The organism is Nocardioides epinepheli, from assembly GCF_037936805.1.
GTDB lineage: Bacteria > Actinomycetota > Actinomycetes > Propionibacteriales > Nocardioidaceae > Nocardioides.
Genome location: NZ_JBBMMC010000017.1, coordinates 73,177 through 90,561, shown reverse-complemented (window position 1 = coordinate 90,561; position 17,385 = coordinate 73,177). Strand labels below are relative to the sequence as shown.

Below are 17,385 nucleotides of genomic sequence, written 5' to 3'. Positions count from 1 at the left end.
TTTCTCAGAGACCGAGGATGTTGCGGCTGATGATCTGACGCTGGACCTCGTTGGATCCGCCGTAGATGGAGGCCTTGCGGAGGTTGAGGTAGATCGGCGTGGAGCGCCGGTACCAGTCGAGCGTGTCGTCGCCCTCCCCGCTGGCGAGGGTGGCCGGACCGCCGAGGTCGACGACGAGCTCACTCACCGCCTGCTGGAGCTCGGTGCCCTTGAGCTTGAGCACCGAGGACGCCGGGTGGGGCTCGCCTCCGGCCGAGTGGGCCGCGACCCGCAGCGCGGTGAGCTCGAGGGCGAGCAGCTCGTTCTCGAGCTCGGCGACCCGGGCCCGCAGCAGCGGGTCCTCGGCCAGCGTCTCCGCGCCCAGCTTCTTGGCGCGAGCCAGGATCCGCTTGGTGGCGCCCACCGGGGCGACGCCGACGCGCTCGTTGCCGAGCAGGAACTTGGCCTGGGTCCAGCCGCTGTTCACCTCGCCGACCAGGTTCTCGCCGGGCACACGGACGTCGGTGAACCACACCTCGTTGACCTCGTGGCCGCCGTCGATCAGCTCGATCGGGCGGACCTCGACGCCGGGGGTGGTCATGTCGATGAGCAGCATCGAGATGCCGGCCTGCTTCTTCACCTCGGGGTCGGTGCGGACCAGGGTGAAGATCCAGTCGCCGTACTGGCCGAGCGTGGTCCACGTCTTCTGGCCGTTGACGACCCAGTCGTCGCCGTCGCGGACCGCGGAGGTGCGCAGCCCGGCGAGGTCGGATCCGGCGTCGGGCTCGGAGAAGCCCTGGCTCCACCAGATGTCGAGGTTGGCGGTCTTCGGGAGGAACCGCTCCTTCTGCTCCTGGCTGCCGAACTGGGCGATGACCGGGCCGATCATGCTGGCGTTGAACGCCAGGGGGATCGGGACGCCGGCCGCCTGCATCTCCTCGTGCCAGATGTGCCGCTTCAGCTCGCTCCAGCCGCGACCGCCCCACTCCTCGGGCCAGTGCGGGACCGCGAGCCCGGCCCGGTTGAGGGTGCGCATGCTCTCGACGATCTGCTCCTTGGTGAGCTCGCGGCCCTCGATCACCGCCCGTCTGGTGTCCTCGTCGACCTCGGTGGTGAAGAACGTCCGCATCTCCTCGCGGAACGCCTGGTCCTCGTCCGACAGTGCCAGCCGCATGGTGCCTCCTGCTCTCGGTGCCCGCTCGTTGCCCGGTGTTGCCTGGTATCGCTATCTAACTCGGCGGTAGTAGGCGGGCGCCACCGGGTGTGGCTGTGCTCACGGGTGCCGGTTGTGGGCACGGCCCGGTGGGGCCACACTGACGGCACACGGTGGAGGTCGCGATGGGGGATCGGCGCAGGTGGCGGTGGGTCGTGGTCGGGGCCGTGCTGGTGCTCGCCGTGGCCGCCGTCGCGGTGACGCTGCGCCTGCGGGCTGAGCCGGACCCCTCGGAGGAGCCGCCGACGGGGTCGGAGGCGTCCGACGTCGACACTCGCGTCGTGGGGCCGGCCGCGGACGGCTGGCAGACGCTCGAGGTCGAGCTTCCCGACCACAGCGGGCGGAACGGCACGGTCAGGGTGCTGGTGGACGTGCCGGGCCAGTGGGCGCGGATCGACGCCGAGAGGGACTCGGTGTGCGGCTTCTACAGCTTCGGGGCCGACCCGGACGACTGCGGCGAGAACGAGGTCGTGGCGGTCTACGACAACGCGCTGTCCGACTACGCCTTCGGGTCCGGGCTGCGTCCGGCCGCGGACTACGACGACTCGATCAGCTCCGACTGGCTCGGTCACGTATCAGTCGGGGGGATCGACGTGACCGTGGCCAGCGACGATCGCGACGTCGCCCTCCGCGTGCTCGGCTCGGCGCGGCCAGAAGGCCAGACCGCCCCCGATCTCACGGGTGCGTGGGCCGACGTCGAGGCGGCGGAGGTCTCCTACCCGGTGCCGCCCGCGGCCCGCGACGACCTGCAGGTCGACGTCAGGGACCGATCCGGGCCGCGTCGCTACGCCGAGGGCGAGCAGACCGGATCCGGTCGATGGCGCGCGGTCGCCACGGTCGGCCGCTCGGACGTCGTCGCGACGGCTGCTACCCGTGCCCTCGCCGAACTGGTCGCAGGGTCCGCGCGCAGGACGCGCGCCGGGTAGCCGTCCGAGGCCGGACCCGCCGGCCGCGTCGCAACACGAATAGGTGGTGCGGCGTTGAAGATGCATGACGGGTGTCCCATCGGCGATCGACCGAGCGCGCGAGGAGGTACGGATGGACCTCTCCGACTTCGACTCCTGGGTCGCCGCGCGCGGCCCCGCGCTGCTCCGCCTGGCTTACACCCTCACCGGTGACGCCGGCGAGGCCGAGGACGTCGTCCAGGAGGCGCTGTCTCGGGCGCTCCCACGCTGGGAGCGGATCTCCCGGGTCGAGGACGTCGACGCGTACGTGCGCCGGATGGTCCTCAACGCCCATACGTCGCGGTGGCGGGCGTGGCGGCGCCGGGTGACGCCGGTGGAGCGGGTCGCCGATCGCGCCGTGATGGCTACGCCGGATCGCCCCGATCATGTCGAGCACGACGAGCGCCTTCGGATCTGGGCCGCATGCCTCGCGCTGCCCGAGGCGCAGCGCGTTGCCGTCGTCCTGCGCTACTACGAACAGCTGGAGTACGCCGAGATCGCCGCTCTCACCGGCGTCCGCGAGGGGTCGGTGCGCTCGCGGGTCTCCCGCGGGCTGGCCGCGCTGCGGGCCGAGCTGGGGAGGTCGGCGTCGGATGAGGAGGAGGAGTCGTGAGTGACTTCGAGGATCTGTTGACCCGCGCCCTGACCGAGGGAGCCGAGGACGCTCCGTCGGCGGCCGGCCTGGCAGCGGCCGCGCGTGAGCGGCGCTCCCGTCGGACTCGGCGGCGAGCTGCGGTGGGTGCGGCGGCCGCGGTGCTCGCCGTCGTCGTACCCACGGCGGTGGTGGCCGTCTGGCCAGATAGCGAACGGCCGGACCCGGTGAACCAGGCGTCGGCGAGCCCGCCGACGACCGGGGTAGACGGCTGGCACACCATCGAGTCCTCCGGAGTCGCCGTCGACGTCCCGGCCGGCTGGGGAGCGACCGAGCCTCTTGGCAACTGCGGGTTCCGGCCATGGCCGTTGTTCGCACCGGTCGATGAGGATCCATGCCAACCCGAGCACAGGCTGATGATTCTTGAGTCGCACGACCCGGCCGACGATGTGTACCGGGTCGAAGGTGCCAGCGGCGAGATCGCCGTCGGGCGCACGACCATCCAGGTCACCGCGCCCGACCACGACACCGCCCGCCGGATCCTGGCGTCCGCTCGCCCTGTGGGGGAGCCGGCACCCGCCCTCGACACCTGGGAGACCTTCGACATCGAAGGCACCAACCTGGTGGCCGACGTCCCGCGCAACGCCGGCATTCGCATCGACGTCGCACCTGGCTTCGTCGACTGTGTAGTGCCGCTCTCTCAGCCGGCACGGGTCGAAGGCGGCCGCTGGCAAAGCGGCTACTGCGACGGCCGGGCGGTCTCCGTCACCGCCCCGACCCGGGCGCTCGCATACGTCGTCGCCGCCTCGATCCGATAGGTATCCTGCCGATACGGGCGGTCCCGACGGGTGGCGACACGTGGTGATCGGCGATCTGGCCATCGACGTGCCCGGCGACTGGGTCTCGTCGCCAGTAACAAGCGCCGGCCGCCGCGCCCGCGACGAAGGCCTCAGCCCACGACGATGTGCTCCATGTCGACCACCCGCTGGTACCCGATCGCCTCGTAGATCTTGTTCGAGGTCGGGTTGGCCTGGTCGGTGAACAGGCACATCCGGGTGCCCTCGGCCAGGCCGCGACGGGTCAGCTCGGCCACCACCTCGGAGGCGTGGCCGCGGCCGCGGTGCTCGGGCGGGGTGTAGACCGGGCCGATGCGAGAGACGCCGTACGCCGGCTCGCTCGCGCCGGACAGGTGCACCACGTCGCCGTCGGCGTCCTCCAGCAGCCAGAGGACTCCGGCCGCGATCCGCGCATCGACGTCGGTCCGGTTGAACGCCTTCTCGCCGTGGCCGTCCGGGGTCGGGGGACGCCCGGCCTGGGCATCGGCGTCGTCGTGGAAGCGGCGGAACCAGTCCAGGCACAGGTCGGCGTCCTCGCTCCGGGCCTGCCGCAGCGTGCCCGACAGCGACGTCGGTCCGAGCACCTCGCGACACTCGAAGAGCCGCGTGTGCTTGTCGACCCTCGCCGGCCCGCCCCACAGCCGCGCCGACTCCTCGGCGACGATCCGCGCGGCCGGGAGCGCGCCGTTGACGCCGCCGGGGTGCTCGTCGCGCTGGTGGAGCGCGAGCGCCAGCGCGACCGCGGCGTCGTCCGGCATCGGCAGCACGAACAGCGGCCGAGGCTCGAACCGCGCGGTCCGCATCGCGGCGCCGACCACGCGGCCGTCGTCGACGACCGCGAGCCACCAGGTCGGCCGGTCCTCCGGTGGATGGTCCTCGCCTCGGGCGAAGCGCTGCGTGACGGTCGCGATCACCGTGCCGAGCACGGGGTCGGCGGCCAAGTGCTCGCCGGCCCGCGCGAGGAACGCCTCGGCGTCGTCGTAGAACTCCAGCTCCATCGCCGCACGGTAGGACCCCGTCGGCCGGTCGCACCATCCGATTTTCGCTCGGCCCGCGGACCGACCCTCAGAGCGTGCGCGCCCACTCGTGGTCGGGGTCGAACCCGGCGACGGCGTCGCGGAGCCAGCGGCGCGCGGCGTCGTCGAGGAGGGGGAGGGTGGTCTCGGCGTCGAGGCGGTCCTTCTCGCGGGTCTGGGCCGCCTTGAACATCAAGGTCACCTCGGGGCGCGCATAGCGCAGGCCGTCGGGGGCGATCCAGGTGACGTCGTCGAGGTCCTCGGTGTGGGACCGGTTGCGCTTGTTGGTCCACCGGCCGTCGGCGGCGGGGGTGAAGGGCACGTCGAGGATCCACGGCGACGCGGCGTCGGGGCGGACCCAGATCTGGCTGTCCGGCCGGACGTCGGTGAACCGCGGGTCGAACGGACGGAACCAGCTGTCGTCGACGTTCCAGGGCGTCCACCGGTCGCCCAGGAAGAGGCGGAACGCCTCGGCGTCGCAGGAGAGGATCGAGATGTCCATGTCCTCGTGCGCCCGCGGCACGCCGGTGAACACCTCGATGCTCCAGCCGCCGATGATCCACCAGGGCCGGTCGAAGCCGGCCATGAACTCGGCGATCGTCGCGGGGGTGAGCGGATCCCAGCCGCCGTACCAGCGCTCGAAGTCGTCGGGCTCGAGGTGCTGGACGGCGGGGGGCTCGGCGGCGGGAGGCTGGGACGGCACGAGGGCCAACCTAACTCCCGCCCGACCGGACGGCGTCGAAACCTGCCGGACCAGTCCCCGGGCCGTTGGGTGCGCATGGTTGCCGGCATTCGTGTGCTCGACGTCCGGCGCAGCTCCGATCGCCCTAGAGTCGGCCCATGACCTCCTCGGACGGCGACCGCACGTCGTGGGAGCGGCACCTGGCCTCCCTCGGGCTGTCCGAGTCCGCGGTCACCGCCTACCTCGCGCTCGCGGACGGAGCGGTGCCCGACGCCGCGGCATTGGCCGAGCTGCGCGAGCGCTTCTTGGTGACCGAGACGCTGGAGCCGGTTCCGATCCGGATGGCGACGTCGTTGTGGGTGGCGCGGCGGCAGGTCGATCTCGCCGAGGTAGAGGCCCTCGGCCGGCAGTTGGGCGGCTCGTCGTCCGGTCGCGAGCTGCCCGGGGGATCGACGTCGTTCATCGACGTCATCTCCGGGCTCGGACCGGTGACCACGGCGTTCCGCGAGGTGCAGGAGTCCGCCCAGGAGCGGGTCCGGATCTTCGACCGGCCGCCCTACCTGCGCCCGCAGGGCGTGGCGATGATGCCTGTCCAGCCTGCAGTGATGGCCAGGGGGGTGAGCTACCGGACGATCTACCACATCTCGAACATGCAGGACGAGCGCGTGCGCTCCCTGATCGCGGAGGCGGTCGAGATGGGCGAGGAGGCGCGCTTCCACGCAGAGATCCCGATGCGGATGGCGCTGGTCGACGACGCACGCGCGATGCTGATGCTGCCTCACCCCGGGCTGAAGACCGGCGACAAGGTCGACGACCAGCGCAACATCAACGCCGTCCTGGTCCACGCCTCGCCGTTCCTGGATGCGCTGAGCCGGCTGTTCGAGACGACGTGGACCCATTCGGTGCCGTTCGTCGCCTCCGACGAGAAGCTCTCCACCTGGGGGATCGACGCCGTCGATCAGCGCATCCTGGAGCTGATGAACACCGGGCTCACCGACGCGCGCATCGCCCACGTCGTGGGGATCAGCGAGCGGACGGTGGCGCGGCGGGTCAACCGGATGCTGGAGCGGGTCGGCGCGCCCGGCCGGTTCGCGCTCGGGGTGCGGGCGGTGCAGGACGGCCTTCTCTGACTTGGTGCCAGTGAGCAGACCAAGACAGGGGCCCCGCCGTAGCGGGGCCCCTGGTGACCTGCTCCTCAGGTCGGCTCAGCAGCCCGGGGTCACAGCACCCCGGCCCGGCGGGCCACCCGCACGCCGCGCTCGCCGTAGGTCGCGCGCAGCGACTCCTCGAAGGCCGCGGCAGCGACCGGGTCGGCGAACACGAGCTTCAGCGGAGCACCGGTGCGTGCGCCGGGCTTGAGGATCGCCGGGGTGTCGATCGACCCGACCGGCGTGGTCGGCTTGCCCCGGTTGTTGAGCTTGGTCCACGACTCGTAGGTGATCGTCTCCTGCGGCAGCGGCACGGCCTGGCAGACCTGGATGTCCTTGCCGGTCAGGCGGCCGTTGAGGAAGAAGTCGAAGATCCGCTCGTCGACACACTCGGTGCCGTAGGGGAAGTGGCCGTGGCTGCCCTCGTTGTCGATGACGGTCAGCTTGGTGTTCGGCAGCTTGGTGCCGGTGTCGTAGCCGGTCTCGTAGGCGGTCTGGCTGTCCAGCTCGCCCTGGACGACCATCGTCGTCGGGAACGTCGCGGGGTCGGCCACCGGCATCTGCTGCTCGGTGCGCCAGTAGGAGCACAGCTCGTTCTCGCTGACCGCGCCCCATGAGGCGCTGAACGGGGCGGCGACGGCGGTGCGGTTGGCCCACGACGTCCAGAACGACTGACGCTGGGTCCACTGGCCGTCGTTGCACCGGATGAAGTCGAACGGCTCGTTGTAGGAGCCACCGATGATGTCGGGCTCGCTGGCATCCCCAGCATCCCCAGCGTCGTCCGCGGCACGAGCCGGGAGCGCGATGAGGGCCTGCAGCTGCTGGCGGGCCTCCTTGATCGACTCCCGCGCCGACGCCGTGGTGCTGGGGGCGTTCTGGATCCGGCGGAGCAGGACGTCGGCGGCGGCCGCCGGGTCCTCGCCCGGCTGCTGCTTGCCCAGCTCGACGATGCTCTTGATCACGTCGGCGGAGGCCGGGTAGAACGCATTGCGGCTGAAGCCCTTGTAGGCGTCGCTCCAGAACCACATGATCTGCATCATCAGCGGGTGGAGCTTCGCGGCTCCGGCGAAGTACTGCTGGTGGATCGCGGCCGGGTCGGTGCCGAGTCCGTAGACGTCGTCGTGGCGGGCGATCCAGGGCAGCATGTGGCGCAGGAACTGGCGGTCACGGGCGAGCGGCTGCTCCAGCCAGGTGCGTTGGAGGCTCGGCTGGGTGACGTCGGTGGCGGAGTCGAGCAGCACCTTGTCGGCGTTGGCGCCGAAGACGTTCTCGTACCAGGCGCCGAGCCAGGTGCCATAGGAGTAGCCGATGTAGCTCAGCTTGGGCGCCTTCAGCAGGTAGCGCACGAAGTCCATGTCGTAGGCGGTCTGCTCGGTGTTGACCTTGCTCACGACGGGGTCGTTCGCGCAGGCCTCGGCGATCGCCTTGAGCCGGGCCTTCTCCCGGTCGGGCGCGTTGTAGTCGAAGGAGAACTCGCAGCTAGGTGTCCCCGACTGTCCCACGCCACGGGGGTCGAAGCCGACGAAGTTGTAGAACGGAGCGAGGTCGGGAGCCTTCTTCGCCAGGTAGGCCGAGAACGGGAGTCCGGGCGCACCCGGGCCGCCGGGGTTGATGAAGATGGTGCCCTTGTAGCGCCCGTTGGTGACCTTGCGGTTCTTCACCTGGGAGATCCGCACGGCCATCATGGTGTTCCCGTCCGGGTGCCGCCAGTCGAGGTCGGGGGCCGGGTTGTGCCAGTCCAGCGGGACCAGGACGGTGGCGCACTGGAGGTTCTTCACGTTCCCGTAGGCGTCGTTCGTGGCGGGGTCGCCGAAGTCGCACGCCTCCCAGTTGAGCGGCTGCTTGGCGAGGCCGCCGGCGAGCTTGGCGGTGTTCGGGGTCTTCGGCTTGGCGGCTGCTGCGCTCTTGAGCGAGGGCGCCGTCGCGCCGGCGTCGGCCGAGACAACCACACCGAGGGCGGCGGCGACCAGGCAGGCCGTAGCCGCGCCGACCGCGGCGCGGATGCCGCGGATGCGTGGGCGATGGGACATGAGAACTCCTCCGAGGTGTGGCGGACCGCCGCTGCGGTCCGTGACGCAGAGCACACCGCAGATCGCCGCGGCGTGGTGTCCGGATCGTGCCGGTGTCAGGATCACGCCACCTCTGGCGGGCGGCCGGGAGACCCGTCCCGAATACCCGATGCGCGGCCGGGCGCGATGGCGGAGAATCGGTTCACGTGGGACATGTCGAGGTCAGTGGAGTCCGCTACGAGCTGCCCGACGGCCGGGTGCTGCTCGACGACGTCTCGTTCCGGGTCGGCGACGGCGCCAAGGTCGCGCTGGTGGGCGCCAACGGCGCCGGCAAGACGACGCTGCTGCGCATCGTCACCGGCGACCTCGTGCCGCACGCCGGAGCCGTCACCCGCAGCGGCGGCCTCGGGGTGATGCGCCAGGACGTCAAGCAGGGGTTGGGACTCGACGGCACCGAGCCGACGGTGGCCGACCTCCTGCTCAGCGTGAGCCCGCCGCGCATCCGCGAGGCCGCGGCGCAGGTCGACGCCTGCGAGCTCGCCTTGATGGAGACCGACGACGAGAAGACCCAGATGCGCTACGCCGAGGCGCTGCACGAGTACGCCGACGCCGGGGGCTACGACCTCGAGGTCACGTGGGACGTGTGCACGAGCAAGGCGCTCGGCGTCCCCTACGACCGCGCGAAGTACCGCGAGCTGCGCACGCTGTCGGGTGGGGAGCAGAAGCGGCTGGTGCTCGAGTACCTGCTCGCCGGGCCCGACGAGGTGCTGCTGCTCGACGAGCCCGACAACTATCTCGACGTGCCCGGCAAGGTGTGGCTGGAGGAGCGGATCCGCGGCTCGGACAAGACGATCCTCTACATCAGCCACGACCGCGAGCTCCTCGACCACACGGCCACCCGCGTCGTGACTGTCGAGCTGGGCCACGCCGGCAACCTGGTGTGGACCCACCCCGGCGGCTTCGCCAGCTACCACGAGGCGCGCAAGGACCGGTTCGCTCGCTTCGAGGAGATGCGCAAGCGGTGGGACGAGGAGCACGCCAAGCTCAAGGCGCTGGTGCTGCGCCTGAAGATCAAGGCCGAGTACAACGACGGCATGTCGAGCCAGTACCGCGCCGCCCAGACCCGGCTGCGCAAGTTCGAGGAGGCCGGACCGCCCACCGAGCAGCCCCGCGAGCAGCAGGTCTCGATGCGGCTCAAAGGTGGGCGCACCGGCAAGCGGGCCGTGGTGTGCACCGACCTGGAGCTGACCGGCCTCATGCGCCCCTTCGACCTCGAGGTCTGGTACGGCGAACGGGTCGCGGTCCTGGGGTCCAACGGCTCCGGCAAGTCGCACTTCCTGCGGCTGCTGGCCGCCGGCGGCAGCGACCCGGACGTCGAGCACCAGCCGGTCGGCGACGTCGTCATCGAGCCGGTGCGCCACCGCGGCAAGGCCAAGCTCGGCGCGCGGGTGCGGCCCGGGTGGTTCGTGCAGACCCACGAGCACCCCGAGCTGATCGGCCGCACCCTGGTGGAGATCCTGCACCGCGGCGACGGCGCCAAGGAGGGCGGCCACGGCCGGGTCGGCATGGGGCGCGAGCAGGCCAGTCGGGTGCTCGATCGCTATGAGCTCAGCGCCCAGGCCGAGCAGCGCTTCGAGTCGCTCAGCGGAGGGCAGCAGGCGCGCTTCCAGATCCTGCTGCTCGAGCTCTCCGGTGCCACCCTGCTACTGCTCGACGAGCCGACCGACAACCTCGACGTCCAGTCGGCCGAGGCGCTGGAGGAGGGGCTCGAGGCGTTCGAGGGCACCGTGATCGCGGTGACCCACGACCGGTGGTTCGCCCGCGGCTTCGACCGGTTCCTGGTCTACGGCGCCGACGGCGAGGTCTATGAGTCCGACGGTCCCGTGTGGGACGAGGGAAGGGTGGTGCGTGCGCGATGAGCGAGCCGAGCGATCTGGAGATCCGTCCGGTCGACCCGTTCGACGACCCCACCTTCGCGCGCTGGCACGCCGTCTACGTCGCCGCGCTCGAGGACGTCGTCGGGGAGGCCGCCCAGGTCTACGAGCTGCCCGAGACCCGGGCGCAGTGGCAGCAGCCGACGTCCGACCAGGTGCAGCACGGCTTCGCCGGTTTCGACGACGGTGAGCTGGTGGCCATCGGCGCCGTCGTCCTGCCGCAGCGGGAGAACCTCACGACCGCGGTCGTCGAGGTCGCCGTCGATCCGGCGCACCAGGGGCGCGGGCACGGGTGGGCGATGCTGGCGCACGTGGAGGACGTCGCTCGCGAGGCCGGACGGACCCTGCTCCACTGCAACCTCCGCTGGCCCTACGAGGCCGGCTCCGACGGGGCCGGGTCGCGCTGTGTCGAGTTCGCCACCGCGCACGGCTTCCGGCTCGGGCTCGGCGACGTGCAGCGGTGGCTCGACCTGCCCCTCGACGAGGATCTGCTCGACGAGCTCGCGGCCGAGGCGGCTCCGCATCACGAGGGCTATGAGCTGCTGACCTGGATCGGAGCGGTGCCCGACGACCTCGCCCCGACCTGGGCCGCTCTGGACGGCAGCCTGATGACCGAGGCCCCCACCGGTGACCTCGAGATCGAGACGATGGACGTCGACGTCGACCGGTTGCGGGAGCAGGAGGCCAGCCTCGCGCGGCAGAACCGGGAGGCATACCACGCCGTCGCCGTGGTCCTCGCTGCCGGCGGCGGGCGCGAGGTCGTCGCGTACACGACGATCGTCCAGGGCAACGCGTCCACCGACGCCTTCCAGTGGGGCACGCTCGTGCACCGCGACCACCGCGGGCACCGGCTCGGCCTCGCGGTGAAGGCTGCCAACCACCGCCAGCACCAGCGTGCCCGCCCCGACACCCGTCGGGTGGTCACCTGGAACGCCGAGGTGAACGACCACATGATCGCCGTCAACGATCGTCTCGGCTTCCGCCCCGCCTCGCGGATGGGCGAGTTCCAAAAGCACCTCACCGACCCCTCCCGACCCACCCAATGACGCTGACCCGTCAGCTATAGCGGACGGGTCACCGCGAAATCTGCGCTGACCCGTCAGCTATAGCGGACGGGTCAGCGCGGATGGGGGATCAGGAGCTGGTGCCGGCGTCCGAGTCGAGGGTGAGCTGGGTGGTGTGCTCGGAGCCGTTGCGCTCGTAGGTGATGGTCACCTTGTCGCCGGGGCGGTAGGAGCGCACCGTCGCGATCAGCGAGTCGGAGCCGGTGATCATGGTGTCGTCGACCTTGGTGATCACGTCGCCGTCCTGGAGGCCCGCCTTGCCGGCGGCCGAGCCGGAGCCGATCTGGGAGATCTTCGCCCCGTCGACGACGGCGCCCGCCGCCGCACCCGCGCCGGCGTCCTGCACGCTCACGCCGAGGCGGGCGTGGGTGGGGGTCTCGCCGGCCTTCATCTGGTCGACCACCGGAAGCACCTCGTCGATCGGGATCGCGAAGCCGAGCCCGATCGAGCCGGCCTCGCCGCCGCCGGCCGCGGCCGACTTGATGGAGGCGTTGATGCCGATCAGGTGCCCGTTCATGTCGACCAGGGGGCCACCGCTGTTGCCGGGGTTGATCGCCGCGTCGGTCTGGATGGCCGGGTAGACCGTGGGGGCGCTCTGGCCCTGGTCGCTGACGTCGATCGGCCGGTTGAGCGCGCTGACGATGCCGGAGGTGACCGTGGCGTCGAGTCCGAACGGCGAGCCGATGGCGACGACCTCCTGGCCGACCTCGACCTTGCCCGACTCGCCGATCGTGATCGGGGTGAGCCCGGAGACACCCTCGGCCTTGACCAGCGCGGTGTCGGTGAGGGGGTCGGTGCCGACGATCGTCGCCTTCGCGTGGCTGCCGTCGGAGAAGGACGCCGTGATGGTGCCGCCGTTCTCGGCCACCGAGGCCACGTGGTCATTGGTGAGGATCAGACCGTCGGAGCTGAGGACGATGCCCGAGCCGGAGCCCACGCCCTGCGCGCCGGCGACGTCGAGCTTGACGACAGAGGGGAGCACGGTCTTGGCCACCTGCTCGACGCTGCCGTCGGCGGCGTCCTGGTCAGGGGTGCTGACCACCTTGCTGGTGGTGACCGGTGCGGAGGAGCTGTTGCTCGCGGTGTCGTTCCCCGACATCGCGTCGTAGAGCGCGGCACCGCCGAGTCCACCTCCCGCCCCGACGACGAGAGCCGCCGCGACGACGGCGGCCGCGAAGCCCTTGCGGCCGCGGGCCGGTGGACGGGACGACGGGTGGCCGGCCGCCGAGGCAGGGCCTCGCGGCGCGGGGGGAGGGCCCTGGAGGGGAAGCTGCTGGGTGTGCTGGGGGGCATAGGGGTTCTGGGAGGGGCTGGGCGGCGTCTGGGACGACCGGGTCGGCGGCGGCGGGTAGTCCCGGTAGTCGTCGAACTGCCCATCGGGCCGAGAGGGAGTGTCGTTCATACCCTCGAGGTTCCAGGGTTCGCCTGTGAGCGGGCTGAGATCGCGCTGGGGCGCGGTGAAGAAATCTCATCTGCTCGGACTGTGGCGTGGAACACGCGTGGCAGCCAGAATCGGGCGATGGACGCACCCGAGCCGCACTTCGTCGACGACCGGATCGCCTACTGGGCAGAGCACACGCCCGATGCCGAAGCGGTCACCTATCTGGGACGCACGTTCACCTGGGCGGAATGGAACGACCGGGTCCGGCGCAACGCCGGCGGCCTGAGCGCGCTCGGCGTCGGCCGGGGCGACGTCGTGGCGTTCCTCGACAAGAACCACCCCGCCTGCGTCGAGACCACGCTGGCCGCCGGCTCGCTCGGCGCCGCCAACGCGATCGTCAACTGGCGCTCGGCCGGTGACGAGGTCGACTACGCCGTCAACGACTCCGGTGCGCGGGTGCTGTTCGTGGGGCGCGAGCTGATGCCGACGGTCGAGAAGATCCGCGACCGTCTCACCACCGTCGAGCACATCATCGAGGTGACACCTGACGGCGTCGACGACGCCTACGAGGAGTGGCTCGCCGCCGCCACACCGACCGCGCGCCCCGACGAGGTGACCCCGGAGGACATCTGCCTGGTGATGTACTCCTCCGGCACCACCGGCCGGCCCAAGGGCGTCACGCTCAGCCACCGCAACATGGTCAGCCACACTCGCAACGCCCATCACGGATGGAGCTTCGAGCCCGGTGACAAGTGCATGGTCTCGATGCCGCTGTTCCACGTGGGTGGCTCGTCCTACGTGCTCTTCCCGATCAACGACGGCGTCTCCAGCGTGATGACCCGCGACCCCGACGGCGCCTCGCTGGCCGGCGCGATCCTCGCCGGCGCCAATCGCACCTTCCTGGTGCCGGCGGTACTCGCGCAGGTGCTCCAGGCCGGACCGGACGCCGTCAAGCTGTTCGGCGCGCTGAAGACCTACACCTACGGCGCCGCGCCGATGCCGCCGCCGCTGCTGCGTGCCGCGATGGCGGCCTGGCCCGACACGGACTTCCTCCAGGTCTACGGCCTCACCGAGGTGGGCGGCGTGGCCACGCAGCTGTCGGCCGAGGACCACCGCACCGCGATCGAGTCGGGGCATCCGGAGCGACTGGTCTCGGCGGGGAAGCCGATCCCGGAGGTCGAGGTGCGCATCGTCGACCCCGCGACCCTCGAGGACGTGCCGGTCGGCGAGCACGGCGAGATCTGGCTGCGGACCCCGCAGGTGTTCCACGGCTACCTCGGCAAGCCCGAGGACACCGCCCAGGTCATCACCGACGACGGCTGGTTCCGCACCGGCGACCTCGGCAAGGTCGATGCCGACGGCTACGTGTTCGTGCAGGACCGGCTCAAGGACATGATCATCAGCGGCGGCGAGAACATCTACTCGCCCGAGGTCGAGCGGGTGCTCGCCGAGCACCCGGCGGTGATGGAGGTCGCCGTGATCGGCGTCCCCGACGACACGTGGGGCGAGGCCGTCAAGGCGGTGGTGTCACTCAACGACGGCGCCGAGGCCACCGAGGAGGAGCTGATCGCCTACTGCCGCGAGCACCTGGCGAAGTTCAAGTGCCCCCGATCGGTCGACATCACCGGGCCGTTGCCGCGCAATCCGACGGGCAAGATCCTCAAGCGCGACCTGCGGGCTCCGCACTGGGCCGGGAGGGAGCGCCAGGTCTGACCGGGGGCCCGCTCGGGACGCGTGCCCGAGACGCCATGCTTGCGCCATGACCACCGCCCGACTCGTGCCCGTCACGACCGAGATGGACGGCGAGGAGCTCGACGCCGAGGACGCCTGGCACCTCGCGCGACACCACGGCATCGTCGCCGTGCTGCGTGGCGCGTTCGTGCGGTTCCGGTATGGCGACGGGTTCACCAACAGCCGCGCCCTCGCCCTGCAGACCTGCCTCGGCGTGGTGCCGTTCCTGCTGGCCGTGACCGGTCTCGCCGCCGATGTGGACGACGATCGCTGGTCGCGCGTGATCGCCCGGACCGTGGAGGCGGTCTCGCCGGGCGGTGACGGCAAGGACGCGCTCGCGGGTGCGTTCTCCGGTAGCTCGGAGCGTGCCGGCGAGGTGGCCCTCGTCCTCGGTCTGCTGCTCGCCCTGGTGTCGATGACGACGGCGATGGCGCAGGTCGAGCGCGGCAGCAACCGCATCTACGGCATCCGTCGCGACCGGCCCGCGCTGGCGAAGTACGGTCGCGCGGCCGTCCTGACGGCGGTGCTGGCGCTGCCGGTCGGTCTCGGGTTCTTCCTGCTGGTGGCCGGCGGGGCGTTCGGGGACGCGATGGTCGTCGAGTACGGCTGGTCGGAGACCACGCACCGGGTCTGGCAGGTGCTGCGCTGGCCGGCGGGCATGGCGCTGCTGGTGCTCACGATCGCGATCCTGCTCAACCACGCGCCGCGACGCCGGCAACCGGCGTTGTCGTGGCTCGCGCTCGGATCCGGGGTGGCCGTCGCCCTCAGCATGGCCGCGGCCGCCGGCCTGGCGCTCTACGTCAAGCTCAGCGGCTCCTTCGACAGCACCTACGGACCCCTGGCCGGCATCGTCGCGCTGCTGCTGTGGAGCCTGATGTCGTCGATCTCGCTGTTCTTCGGGATCGCGGTGTGCGCTCAGCTGGAGGCCCTGCGCGCCCAGGAGCCCGAGCCCGCCGACGCCGACCCGGGCCGACCGCACGAGACCGTCGTCGACGGCTGAGCGTGGATCCAGGGTGCCCGGTCAGACCGGGTCCAGGCCGGGCAGCGGCCAGGAGGTCCACGGCGAGGTGCGGTCCCCGCAGAGCGTGCCGATGAGAGTGCGCGGAATCGCCCGAGCGACCCAGGGTGCGAGGGCGTCGCGCGGCCACGCCAACGGCGCCAGGTCGCTTTGGAAGACCGGCATCATCAGCCGCGTCGTCCACTGGTACCACCGCAGGTGCGCCGCCCGTTCCCTGGCGTAGGCGGGCAGCGCCTCGGCCAGCCGCGAGTGCGTGGCGAGCGCGTGGGCCAGCGACCACACGTCGGCGAGAGCCAACGACGTCCCCGTGCCGAGCTGGGGGCTCATCGCGTGCGCGCTGTCGCCGACCAGTGCCGCGCCGTACCGCCCCTCGACCCGTACCGGCGTGCGCACGACGACGTCGCGGTAGCCGGCGGGGAGCAGCTCCTCGACGCGGTCGAGGAGGGGAGCGTAGGGCCCGGCGAGGGGGGCGGCCGTCTCGCGCCAGGCGTCGAGCCCGGCCTCGAGGACCCGCGCCATGCCCGAGGCCTTCACCGACCAGAACATCGAGGCACCGGTGCGTCCGGTCGGCAGCACGCCGAGGTAGTCCGACGTGCCGGACAGGCACTGGTAGAGGGTGCCGTCGACCCGGTGTCGGTCCGCGCCGGCGTCCTCGACGATCGTCCACAGGGCGCCGTACTCGTAGCTGTGGTCGCGGGTGGTCACGTTCATGCTGCGGCGGACCGGGGAGCGGCTCCCGTCGGCGCCGACGAGCAGGTCGAAGGTGCCGAGGTCGCCGGCGGCGGTCTCGACCGCGATGCCCGACGGCGTGGGGCGCGCGCCAGTGACGACCACCCCGGTGCGCACCGCGATCCCGCGTTCGCGGACGGCGGTGTGCAGGATCGTGAACAGCGCGCCGCGGTGGACGCCCAGCGCGGGCGTCGCGCCCGGGAGGGCGTCGAAGCCGAGGTCGACCAGACGGCGGCCGGAGGCCGTGTGGATCGCCACGCGGTCGACGTCGCGCGAGACCGCCCGCAGCGGCTCGAGCAGGCCGAGCCTGTCGAGCACCCGCTGGCCGAGGGCCTGCAGCCAGATGCCGGCCCCGACCGGCCGCGGGTCCGCTGCCTGCTCGAGGACCGTGACCTCGTGCCCGGCGTCGTGCAACAGGCACGCCAGCGTCGTCCCGCTCGTCCCGAGCCCCACGATCCCTACCCTCATCCACCGTCCTCCTCGCCGCACTTACTGCGGATCTTCGGGATAGTCCCTGGCGTTCGGGTTGTCGACACGCCGTCGAGGCAACCCGAACGCCAGGGACTATCCCACCCGGGTCTCCACCCGTCGCCACCCGAGAGTGTCGGTGGCCGGTGCGACCGTGGGGTCATGGCGCGCTACTGGATCAACACCGTGAGCCTCGACCACGTGCTGCTGGGGGTCGAGGGCGGCTTCACCCAGGCCGACCACGGCAAGGACACCCGGTTGCGGCGGCTCGCCCGCGGCGACGGGATCGCGTTCTACTCGCCGCGCCGAGCGATGGGGGAGAAGCGGCCGCTGCAGCAGTTCACCGCGCTCGGCGTCATCGACGACGACGAGCCCTACCGCGTCGAGCTGCGGCCCGACTTCCGTCCTTGGCGCCGACGGGTGCGCTTCGAGCCGGTCGAGCCGGTGCCGGTGCGGCCGCTGCTGCCGATGCTCGGATTCGTCGACGACGAGGAGCACTGGGGGCTGCCGTTCAAGCGCGGGCTGTTCGAGGTGCCCAGCGGCGACTTCGGCGCGGTCGCCGGTGCCCTACGCGACGCCCGCGCGGCCACCGAGGAGCCGGTTCGGGTGATCGGAGCCGGCGGCACGCCCGCGCACTGACG

At 71.6% G+C, this 17,385-nt stretch carries 15 protein-coding genes; 9 read left to right on the top strand and 6 right to left on the bottom strand.

Translation table 11 applies throughout. From position 1 onward, the window contains the following. Positions 1 to 4: 4 nt before the first annotated feature. On the bottom strand, positions 5 to 1,153 hold the full coding sequence (locus WMR31_RS19635) for an acyl-CoA dehydrogenase family protein (protein WP_340540587.1): 1,149 nt from the start codon (positions 1,151 to 1,153) through the stop codon (positions 5 to 7). 164 nt (positions 1,154 to 1,317) lie between these two features. On the opposite strand from WMR31_RS19635, the gene WMR31_RS19630 reads away from it, so the two are divergent. The 3 genes from WMR31_RS19630 to WMR31_RS19620 all read left to right on the top strand — a co-directional run bounded on the left by WMR31_RS19630 (position 1,318) and on the right by WMR31_RS19620 (position 3,546). Beyond that, positions 1,318 to 2,118: a hypothetical protein gene (locus tag WMR31_RS19630; protein WP_340540586.1), complete on the top strand. Its 801-nt coding sequence runs from the start codon at positions 1,318 to 1,320 to the stop codon at positions 2,116 to 2,118. A 112-nt stretch (positions 2,119 to 2,230) separates the two neighbouring features. After that, a complete protein-coding gene (locus WMR31_RS19625; RefSeq protein WP_340540585.1) occupies positions 2,231 to 2,749 on the top strand; it encodes a SigE family RNA polymerase sigma factor in 519 nt (172 codons plus the stop codon). After that, entirely contained in the window at positions 2,746 to 3,546 is an 801-nt protein-coding gene (locus tag WMR31_RS19620; protein ID WP_340540584.1) for a hypothetical protein, read from the top strand. Before WMR31_RS19625 ends, WMR31_RS19620 begins: the two co-directional genes overlap by 4 nt. 131 nt (positions 3,547 to 3,677) lie before the next feature. Here WMR31_RS19620 and WMR31_RS19615 read toward each other — a convergent pair whose 3' ends face one another. Both WMR31_RS19615 and WMR31_RS19610 read right to left on the bottom strand, forming a co-directional pair. After that, on the bottom strand, positions 3,678 to 4,562 hold the full coding sequence (locus WMR31_RS19615) for a GNAT family N-acetyltransferase (protein WP_340540583.1): 885 nt from the start codon (positions 4,560 to 4,562) through the stop codon (positions 3,678 to 3,680). Between the two features lie 67 nt (positions 4,563 to 4,629). Next, a complete protein-coding gene (locus WMR31_RS19610) occupies positions 4,630 to 5,283 on the bottom strand; it encodes a nucleotidyltransferase domain-containing protein (RefSeq protein WP_340540582.1) in 654 nt (217 codons plus the stop codon). A 137-nt stretch (positions 5,284 to 5,420) separates the two neighbouring features. Between WMR31_RS19610 and WMR31_RS19605 the strand changes: the two genes are divergently transcribed. Then, positions 5,421 to 6,392: a LuxR C-terminal-related transcriptional regulator gene (locus tag WMR31_RS19605; RefSeq protein ID WP_340540581.1), complete on the top strand. Its 972-nt coding sequence runs from the start codon at positions 5,421 to 5,423 to the stop codon at positions 6,390 to 6,392. An 89-nt stretch (positions 6,393 to 6,481) separates the two neighbouring features. On the opposite strand, the gene WMR31_RS19600 is transcribed toward WMR31_RS19605, so the two are convergent. Beyond that, a complete protein-coding gene (locus tag WMR31_RS19600) occupies positions 6,482 to 8,440 on the bottom strand; it encodes an alpha/beta fold hydrolase (protein ID WP_340540580.1) in 1,959 nt (652 codons plus the stop codon). A gap of 185 nt (positions 8,441 to 8,625) precedes the next feature. Here WMR31_RS19600 and WMR31_RS19595 point away from each other — a divergent pair, with 185 nt between their 5' ends. Further along, positions 8,626 to 10,338: an ABC-F family ATP-binding cassette domain-containing protein gene (locus tag WMR31_RS19595; RefSeq protein ID WP_340540579.1), complete on the top strand. Its 1,713-nt coding sequence runs from the start codon at positions 8,626 to 8,628 to the stop codon at positions 10,336 to 10,338. Further along, complete coding sequence (locus tag WMR31_RS19590) at positions 10,335 to 11,399, top strand: GNAT family N-acetyltransferase (protein WP_340540578.1); 1,065 nt, start codon at positions 10,335 to 10,337, stop codon at positions 11,397 to 11,399. The genes WMR31_RS19595 and WMR31_RS19590 overlap by 4 nt, the downstream gene beginning before the upstream one ends. Positions 11,400 to 11,487: 88 nt before the next feature. Here WMR31_RS19590 and WMR31_RS19585 read toward each other — a convergent pair whose 3' ends face one another. Beyond that, positions 11,488 to 12,819: a S1C family serine protease gene (locus WMR31_RS19585; protein ID WP_340540577.1), complete on the bottom strand. Its 1,332-nt coding sequence runs from the start codon at positions 12,817 to 12,819 to the stop codon at positions 11,488 to 11,490. A 117-nt stretch (positions 12,820 to 12,936) separates the two neighbouring features. Here WMR31_RS19585 and WMR31_RS19580 point away from each other — a divergent pair, with 117 nt between their 5' ends. Then, on the top strand, positions 12,937 to 14,511 hold the full coding sequence (locus tag WMR31_RS19580) for a long-chain-fatty-acid--CoA ligase (protein WP_340540576.1): 1,575 nt from the start codon (positions 12,937 to 12,939) through the stop codon (positions 14,509 to 14,511). Positions 14,512 to 14,557: 46 nt separating this feature from the next. Continuing rightward, positions 14,558 to 15,529 (top strand): YihY/virulence factor BrkB family protein, encoded by a 972-nt coding sequence (locus tag WMR31_RS19575; protein WP_340540575.1) that lies wholly within the window; start codon positions 14,558 to 14,560, stop codon positions 15,527 to 15,529. Positions 15,530 to 15,550: 21 nt separating this feature from the next. On the opposite strand, the gene WMR31_RS19570 is transcribed toward WMR31_RS19575, so the two are convergent. Further along, on the bottom strand, positions 15,551 to 16,744 hold the full coding sequence (locus tag WMR31_RS19570; RefSeq protein ID WP_340540574.1) for an FAD-dependent oxidoreductase: 1,194 nt from the start codon (positions 16,742 to 16,744) through the stop codon (positions 15,551 to 15,553). A gap of 162 nt (positions 16,745 to 16,906) precedes the next feature. Here WMR31_RS19570 and WMR31_RS19565 point away from each other — a divergent pair, with 162 nt between their 5' ends. Continuing rightward, positions 16,907 to 17,383, top strand: a complete 477-nt coding sequence (locus WMR31_RS19565) for an EVE domain-containing protein (RefSeq protein ID WP_340540573.1) — start codon at positions 16,907 to 16,909, stop codon at positions 17,381 to 17,383. Positions 17,384 to 17,385: the final 2 nt, after the last annotated feature.